This window comes from Bacillus sp. BML-BC051 (assembly GCF_019656175.1).
In the GTDB taxonomy this organism is placed as follows: domain Bacteria; phylum Bacillota; class Bacilli; order Bacillales; family Bacillaceae_G; genus Bacillus_A; species Bacillus_A mobilis.
The window spans coordinates 1-6,868 of the sequence record NZ_BPLI01000098.1 but is presented as its reverse complement, the minus strand read 5'-3'; the positions used below and the strand labels follow the sequence as shown (position 1 = coordinate 6,868).

The window sequence follows — 6,868 nt, the reverse complement described above, 5'->3', positions numbered from 1 at the left end:
CTCACGTTTCTTCTTTTCTAGCAGTACTGCTTCTTTCTCCTCACGTTCCTTCTCTTCTAACAGTGCTGCTTCTTTCTCCTCACGTTCCTTCTCTTCTAACTGCACTGCTTCTTTCTCTTTACGTTTCTTCTCTTCTAACTGCGCTGCTTCTTTCTCTTTACGTTTCTTCTCTTCTATCTTTGTTGCATTCTTTTCTTGAGCAATTGCTTTCTTTGATGTATCAGAAAGGGAAAACAACTGGTATGTCACTATACCAACTGTCACTAATACCAAAGTAAATGCAATATTAAAAACCACCTTTTTACGACGATTTTGTTGTTTTTCTTGAAACCTGCTTACTTGTCCCATTTTTAAACCCCCGAGTTTATTTTCTCTTCTAATCTTTATATATTATTCTTATAATTCTTAATATTTTTATTAAACGATGGAAATAGATTACAATTCCCATAAAAGATTTCATATCATAATAAAATTTGTGTTGTTTCAAGCATCTGACATATGTTATTCAAAAATATTTTAATACATTAAAAATTGATAAACTCCTGTTCGTAAGAAACCCTCAATTTTATTCAAAGATGATTCCAATTACGTCCACATTAGATCTCCTGTAGAAATCTTTTTAACAATTAAGCCCCTTCTTCCCTTATTTATAATTTTCAAATTAAACTGCCCTCTATGGTACAATAAAGATGTGTTGTTTTCTACTGGGGTATGTCTTAAAATCAGAAGGGATTTTATCTCTTTTACCTTTTTTCAGAGTAACTTTCACCACTAGGTAACTCTATTATTCCTAATGTGATCTTTAATTCGCTTTCATCAAAAGCCCAATCCTTATTAAGTTCCCTTATCTTTTGTATAAAGCTTCTTTTGGTTTTTCCTATATAGATCAATGTTTCATTCTTAGCATATACTCTAGAGATTGCAAATATTCCCTTCTTAAAAGCTTCTTCTCTGTTATAAAAATCATTTAAACTATACAATCCATACCATTTAATATGTACTGTTTCTATTAAGCTCACCTCGTTTTTAGATAATATTATAATTTTCGAATGTTCAAATTATTGTGGATACATAGCCTTGATTACTTGAATTATAAATAGTGCTTTTCAATAATACATTTTATTATTACTAATTTCAATAATGAATATGTATATCTCATCATGAATTTCCTATCATTTGTTTCGTCAAGTAAGGCTTATAATTCTCTTCGATAATTTTATCTTTCTGTGGTGGGAGAATCCTTGTACAGGGGAAATAGCCTATCAGCCGGATGAGTTGATTTTTCGTTTTCTAAATACCTTTTCTTAAAATGATATGCGGTGTTTTCACGTAGGACGTCATTTGCATAGAATAGCGTACTTTTCTGTGGGAATTCGAAAATAACACCTTCACAGGAGTCGGACACTTGTCGATAAGCGACACGCCCCCTCTTTGATACATTTTGTTTGCTAAATTGATAAGCATTTCAAATGCCATCCCACGGTTTCCTAGTCCCATTGTTATTCCTCTCTTCCTACTTGTAAATTTCTACTTCAATAAAATATGCAATATTTCATATTTTATTATTATAATATTAATTTATTATTTATCACTTTCGATCCTATCATTGGAATTCATTAATAAACTAACATTTGTAATTTAATTCCTGATGTTTAATTCTGTTATAACACGTTAATTTTGTATATTTAAATAATCATACTGGAATTTCTTGTTCTATACATCTATACTTGTTTTGTATATTATATAGCAGAAGAGTAAGGTAAGAGTTACTCTTTGCCATTTTAGGAAAGGGCCTGTTGGAGACAACAGGTCCTTTCTTCGTAAAAGGATTATTTTGTTAAAAAATTTATTTCAATTTATAATCGCTATCTTTTTCTTTAATTTTCCAATAAAATCAAATGTAAATATTTTAATTACATAGGAGAAAGCAATGAAACATAACATTAATCTGTGGTCCTTTATTTTTTCTTTTATTTGCATTGGTCTATTCCTCTTATATCTTGAAATTGGTTCGATAGCCTCACCTGAAACGAAATTGTTTATTATGAATTCGCTACCTATCCATCCTTTATTTTTTTTACTAGTTTTAACAATAGGAACTTTTTTTGCTGGTATGATAGGATTTTCTAAAATAGATAATTGGGTTGCTATGCTTAGAAGCATAGCGACAGTTCTACTAACACTTTTATTATCAGTGTTTTTAACACTAACTTTGATCATTGGCTATGCATTGAGTTAAACGTCATTCCTTGTGAATAAAACTAAATATTCCGTCAACAATATATATGAGATTAGATTTTCTCCTTGTTCCCCCTTGGAGAACCGAGCAGTTAGCTTTTGCTTGATACTTACTAGTTCGTTTAACAAATTCTATATTTTTAGCTAATTGCTCTAAAGCATCAGGTAACATATATCGTTGTAACTCTTAGGAATACAATGGCAGCTCATCATGAATTGAAAAGCACATTATAAAAACATCCTTTCTTTTGATTCTAAAGAAAGGTTAACGCTTTTTCCATTTTTAAAACAGGGTTTTTCGAAGGTTTTAATTTAATCCTAATTATATTTTTTATAAATTCTAAAAGTATATTCCCTATTTTTGGTATGATAGACAGGAACTATTTTTTAGAACAAGAGACAATAAATGAAAAAAATCAGATTAGGATTATTAGTTATATTTCTATTTCTATTTATATTTATGTACATGTCTTTAGTAGGAGATGAGAATAAGGGTTCTTTAACTCCTAATCTGATTTCAAAAATAAAATATTCAGAAACTGATTCTGTTGCTGGAGGTACATTTAGAGATTATGGCCAAGAAGCAAAATCAGTGTTTGAAAAACTAAGTTGTCAGAAAGATGTTGTAACAAAAAAAGATTTTTTGAAGAAGAAATTTTTTGAGGAATCTTCTCAACGTAACATTGACTTTGTATTAGATGATGGTAAAAAAATCAAATTCAAAGTATTATTTTTTAGTGTGAAACCATACTTTGATGAAGCGTATGTTCAACGTATAGGAGATGATTCCATTTACCACTTAAATAAAGAAGATGCAACAGATATAGCAACTCAATTTGCAAATCGTTAATACTTTTCTTAAAATTTTATGTTTTATATCTATTAATTATAAAAAAAGAACATCCCCAAAACGAATTTTTTTGTTTTGTTAGTTTGATGGGCATGTGGCACTGCCCCTATTAATAAATATTACTAACCATATTTCTAGGTTAATATCTATCATATTTAAAAAAATAAGATTAATTAGATTTAAAAAAAGATTTCTTTTTCTTTACTCGTAATAAATCACCTGTCCATCCTTTGAATCGCATATATAAATACATGCCCCCTGTTGTGAAAATAATAAATAAGAGAGCAATTAAATAGCTATATTTCCATTCTAGTTCAGGCATATATTTAAAATTCATCCCCCACAATGCTCCTAAGGCTGTCAATGGTGTACTTACAGCAGTTAATACAGTAAGAGCTTTCATAATTTCGTTCCCACGATGAGAAGAAACAACTTCTTGTAAATGAATCATCGTGTCTAATTCTTCTTGGTACTCTTTAACGAGTTGTAATCCACGCTCTAATTTCAAGTGTGTTTGTTTATAACAAAGGGTGTTTGTTATATTTTCTAACCAAGCTTCCTCCAAGCCTTGTAACACCTCTTGTATTAAACGAAACACATGTGTGTTCATAAATAATTCATGACGAATATGATAAATTTTTTCTAAAACTGCTATGTTATTATGATGATAAAAATCCCATAATACATTTCTAAAATGGTTTTCAAAATAGTCAACCTCTCGCAAATAGTGAGATATAAACATTGATAAGATGGCACATAATCCTTCAGCGGAGCTATTACAATTTTTTGTACCCATAGGGAAATTATGTATTAAATTTTGGAAATCCTCTTCCTCTTTTTCCTGGACTGTTATCAGTATTCCATGAGCTACAAAATAATGAAGAAATTTTTGAATTTTGGCGTCCTTTTTATCTTGATCATATAAAAACGAACCATATACACAAGTTTGACTTGGTGAAAACGTATAAACATATAATCCATTTTCACAAGGAGAACTTATTTTTTTTACAAATTGAGAGAAATAAGATGTTACATCAGGAGGGATTATAGAAGAAAGTTTTTCAAGTTCACTTGTTTTCACATGATACCAATCCCATTTCGGCATTTTTATGCACTCCATATTATTCTTCCTTTCTGAATAATTTTATGTTTGATCGAATCATATCCGTAATATGAAATTTGTATGTAGGTATTCATGTCTTCGAGGAAAAGTTTTTAAATCATCTAAATTACAAGCTAAATGGCATAGGAGGTCTTCTTCTGTTACAAGAAAGACCCCCTATATATTAGTTATTTGTATTCTCAATTTTAAACATTTCCTCTATACAAGCACTTTTCATCTTTTCTTATTTATATGTGGAAAAGAAGCCACATACTTTGGCAAGTCAATTCAACGAACTCCTTTTCGGTCGTCATTATAATTTGGATTCATATGCAGATTGATTGGTGATGTCGTCAAATACTTGATTTCCAATCATATAGTATCCATGAAGTGCAGCCTCTTTCGAAGCGTCTACCATACGGAAAGAAGAAATTTCACCTTGCATCTTTTCAATTCGTTTTTTGTGGATATCTACTATTCCTCCTGTCCAAATAATAGTGTCATACTGGTCTAACTTAAATTGTTCTTGTAATACACGCATAACGTCTTGGAAGTGTGCATCCAACTCTTTTTGAATCAAAGTATCAACCTGACTTGTCTGATGATTTTCTTCTCGACCTCCATATCCTTTTTCTAATATGTTTGGCATGTCGTTAATATGCAATTGATTACTTTCACCCGCATGATTCTGCAAGATATCCTTAATATTTTTCAAAGGCTTGCTACATCCTAGCTCTGTCTCATAATGATTTAAAATGACATTCTGTTTCATATCTGTCATTTCTAATGTACGAAATCCACCATCAATAATTAAGATACGATCTCGTTCCTGAATGATTCCCTCTTTTAAGAAATAGGCATGTAAAGCGACCGGTTGCTGAAGAATCAAAGCATTTTCCACCGTAATATGAATAAATTTCCCATCAATTTGCACGGAAGTTTCTTTTTTTAGTGCACGTTGTAATTGCTCATGCTGACTACCAAAACAAGTAACTGGAAGCCCGGTAACAACTAAAGGTAACACGACATTTTCTTTATAATCCTTTGCAATGCAACCAAATATTTGTTGTTTAAACTGTTCGCTTTCATAATAATTTTCTATTTCTTCGTCAAATGGAGGAAGAAATGCAGCGTCAGATTGATGTGCTTCATTTCCCATGTAGTATGCAAAGTCTAAGTCTATAAAACTTACCTTTGTTAAATCGTCACTTTCAGCATGATTAGGTACAGGGGCTAGTGTAGAAGCTTCACTCTTAATCGTCACCTCAGAATCTACATCCTGTCGATATGCCCGCTTAGTAAAACCAATTCCTACATCAATTGCATACAGAGATTTCATACTTTTTTCCTCACTTTCTCTTTTTAGAATTAAATCTAAGCACTCTCTTCTTTCCCTTCTTTCATATATTTCTTTTCATCTTTTTTCTTTTTGTTATTTTCGTTTTCTGTTAAGTCTTTAATGGTAGAAATGACAACTGGTGTGGCTGTAAGCAGTTGTGGTAATGTTTGTTTTGCAACATTAGCTGCAGCTACAGAAAATTGTTTACTTGTCTCAGTTACCTTCTCTAATGTTTCCTTTATGTTTCCTTCTTGTAGTTTGTCTTTTACGTTTTTTCCTTTTGTTTGTATAGCTTTCCGATTTTCTTTTTTTAATAGGGAGACCATGATTCCGGTCGTAATCCCAATCACAGTATATTTAAATATTGTATGTTTCATTTTTCTCACCCTTCTCTACTTTTATTTTCTTCCATGCTACAACCTAAAATAATTAACTTATCTATTTATCAAATGTTGCAATCTATTAGAGAGAATGATAGTTTTGCGGCTGCCTATCACTCGCCGTTGGTATTTCAGCTGTTACTAGAAGTAAAATTCTCCCTTGATCTAGTTTTTCTTCATATAAGTTAGCTTCCTCCTTCGACAACCCTATTTCCTCCATTTGATTCCGGAGTTCGTCCCCTTTTTTGGAAAAAAAGTTGATAATACTTGTGCCCAATCCTTGTTCTTTTACTCCAATCGTATTTGTGTTTGTATCATCCGCAATCTTTTTTGTTAGATGTGTTTTTCATGTGTTAAGACATAAATATCACCTTGGCGAATCCCTTGCAATTCTAGCTGTTTTACTTTCATAACTACTTCCTGCTCATTTTGATATTCATGAACCACCGGTTTTCTTTCATTCTTATGCATGGTATTTTTCCTCCTTTAGATTTTTTATTTTTTTATTTAGTTGTTATGTAATATGTAATACACCTATTTTAAAGATATTAAACCTAAATTTTCAAAAAATTTAACACAATAGGTTATTACTGTTTTTCAATATTAACGAGATGTCACAAGCACTTTCCTTTGATAGCAGTATTACAAATAACGATTTGTTTGACAGGCAGGCCCCTTATTTTATAGAAAATTTCTATTTAGAAAAAGTTACAAAAGGAGTACAAGATACTTTTTTCGTTAATTAAATCAAAAGAAAAATAAAAAAACACTCCTTTTCAAAGAGTGCTTTAAAAACATATAACCTAATAAAAATGAAAATATACAACGATACAAAATATACAAACTTTGCATAAAAAAATGATTTTATAGCCTCGTTTTAATATCCATGTCCACCTTGCCAGCCACTATGTCCCCCTTGCCAACCACCGTGTCCGCCCGGCCAACCACCGTGTCCACCT

The 6,868-nt window shown here is 31.2% G+C and carries 6 protein-coding genes and 4 pseudogenes; 3 read left to right on the top strand and 7 right to left on the bottom strand.

All coding sequences use genetic code 11. The features are described from left to right. The 3 pseudogenes from K5S59_RS28155 to K5S59_RS28145 all read right to left on the bottom strand — a co-directional run. Positions 1-348 (bottom strand): annotated as a pseudogene (locus tag K5S59_RS28155) (YrrS family protein); the annotation flags it as partial. A gap of 237 nt (positions 349-585) precedes the next feature. Then, a pseudogene (locus K5S59_RS28150) lies at positions 586-1,019 on the bottom strand (sodium:proton symporter). A 343-nt stretch (positions 1,020-1,362) separates the two neighbouring features. Continuing rightward, positions 1,363-1,497: pseudogene (locus tag K5S59_RS28145) on the bottom strand (Holliday junction resolvase RecU); the annotation flags it as partial. 433 nt (positions 1,498-1,930) lie between these two features. On the opposite strand from K5S59_RS28145, the gene K5S59_RS30400 reads away from it, so the two are divergent. Together K5S59_RS30400 and K5S59_RS28135 are read left to right on the top strand one after the other, a co-directional pair. Next, on the top strand, positions 1,931-2,239 hold the full coding sequence (locus K5S59_RS30400; RefSeq protein WP_097843204.1) for a hypothetical protein: 309 nt from the start codon (positions 1,931-1,933) through the stop codon (positions 2,237-2,239). A gap of 405 nt (positions 2,240-2,644) precedes the next feature. Next, positions 2,645-3,088, top strand: coding sequence for a hypothetical protein (locus tag K5S59_RS28135; protein WP_212982094.1), 444 nt, complete (start codon positions 2,645-2,647; stop codon positions 3,086-3,088). Between the two features lie 169 nt (positions 3,089-3,257). Here the strand turns inward: K5S59_RS28135 and K5S59_RS28130 are convergent, their stop codons facing one another. The 4 genes and pseudogenes from K5S59_RS28130 to K5S59_RS28115 all read right to left on the bottom strand — a co-directional run bounded on the left by K5S59_RS28130 (position 3,258) and on the right by K5S59_RS28115 (position 6,380). Next, on the bottom strand, positions 3,258-4,208 hold the full coding sequence (locus K5S59_RS28130; RefSeq protein WP_120450457.1) for a magnesium transporter CorA family protein: 951 nt from the start codon (positions 4,206-4,208) through the stop codon (positions 3,258-3,260). 295 nt (positions 4,209-4,503) lie between these two features. Further along, entirely contained in the window at positions 4,504-5,529 is a 1,026-nt protein-coding gene (locus tag K5S59_RS28125; RefSeq protein ID WP_098258562.1) for a ParM/StbA family protein, read from the bottom strand. A gap of 35 nt (positions 5,530-5,564) precedes the next feature. Beyond that, the gene (locus K5S59_RS28120; protein ID WP_000683237.1) at positions 5,565-5,906 is read right to left on the bottom strand and encodes a hypothetical protein; all 342 of its coding nucleotides are present in this window, start codon (positions 5,904-5,906) and stop codon (positions 5,565-5,567) included. A gap of 85 nt (positions 5,907-5,991) precedes the next feature. Next, positions 5,992-6,380 (bottom strand): annotated as a pseudogene (locus K5S59_RS28115) (YflT domain-containing protein). A 119-nt stretch (positions 6,381-6,499) separates the two neighbouring features. Here K5S59_RS28115 and K5S59_RS30395 point away from each other — a divergent pair. Continuing rightward, positions 6,500-6,655, top strand: a complete 156-nt coding sequence (locus tag K5S59_RS30395; RefSeq protein WP_236078354.1) for an acyl dehydratase — start codon at positions 6,500-6,502, stop codon at positions 6,653-6,655. The last annotated feature ends 213 nt before the right edge of the window (positions 6,656-6,868 follow it).

Coding starts and splice junctions, on each gene's coding strand:
- K5S59_RS28120 (WP_000683237.1), bottom strand. CDS start 5,906: ATGAAACATACAATATTTAAATATACTGTGATTGGGATTACGACCGGA.
- K5S59_RS28135 (WP_212982094.1), top strand. CDS start 2,645: ATGAAAAAAATCAGATTAGGATTATTAGTTATATTTCTATTTCTATTT.
- K5S59_RS28125 (WP_098258562.1), bottom strand. CDS start 5,529: ATGAAATCTCTGTATGCAATTGATGTAGGAATTGGTTTTACTAAGCGG.
- K5S59_RS30400 (WP_097843204.1), top strand. CDS start 1,931: ATGAAACATAACATTAATCTGTGGTCCTTTATTTTTTCTTTTATTTGC.
- K5S59_RS28130 (WP_120450457.1), bottom strand. CDS start 4,208: ATGGAGTGCATAAAAATGCCGAAATGGGATTGGTATCATGTGAAAACA.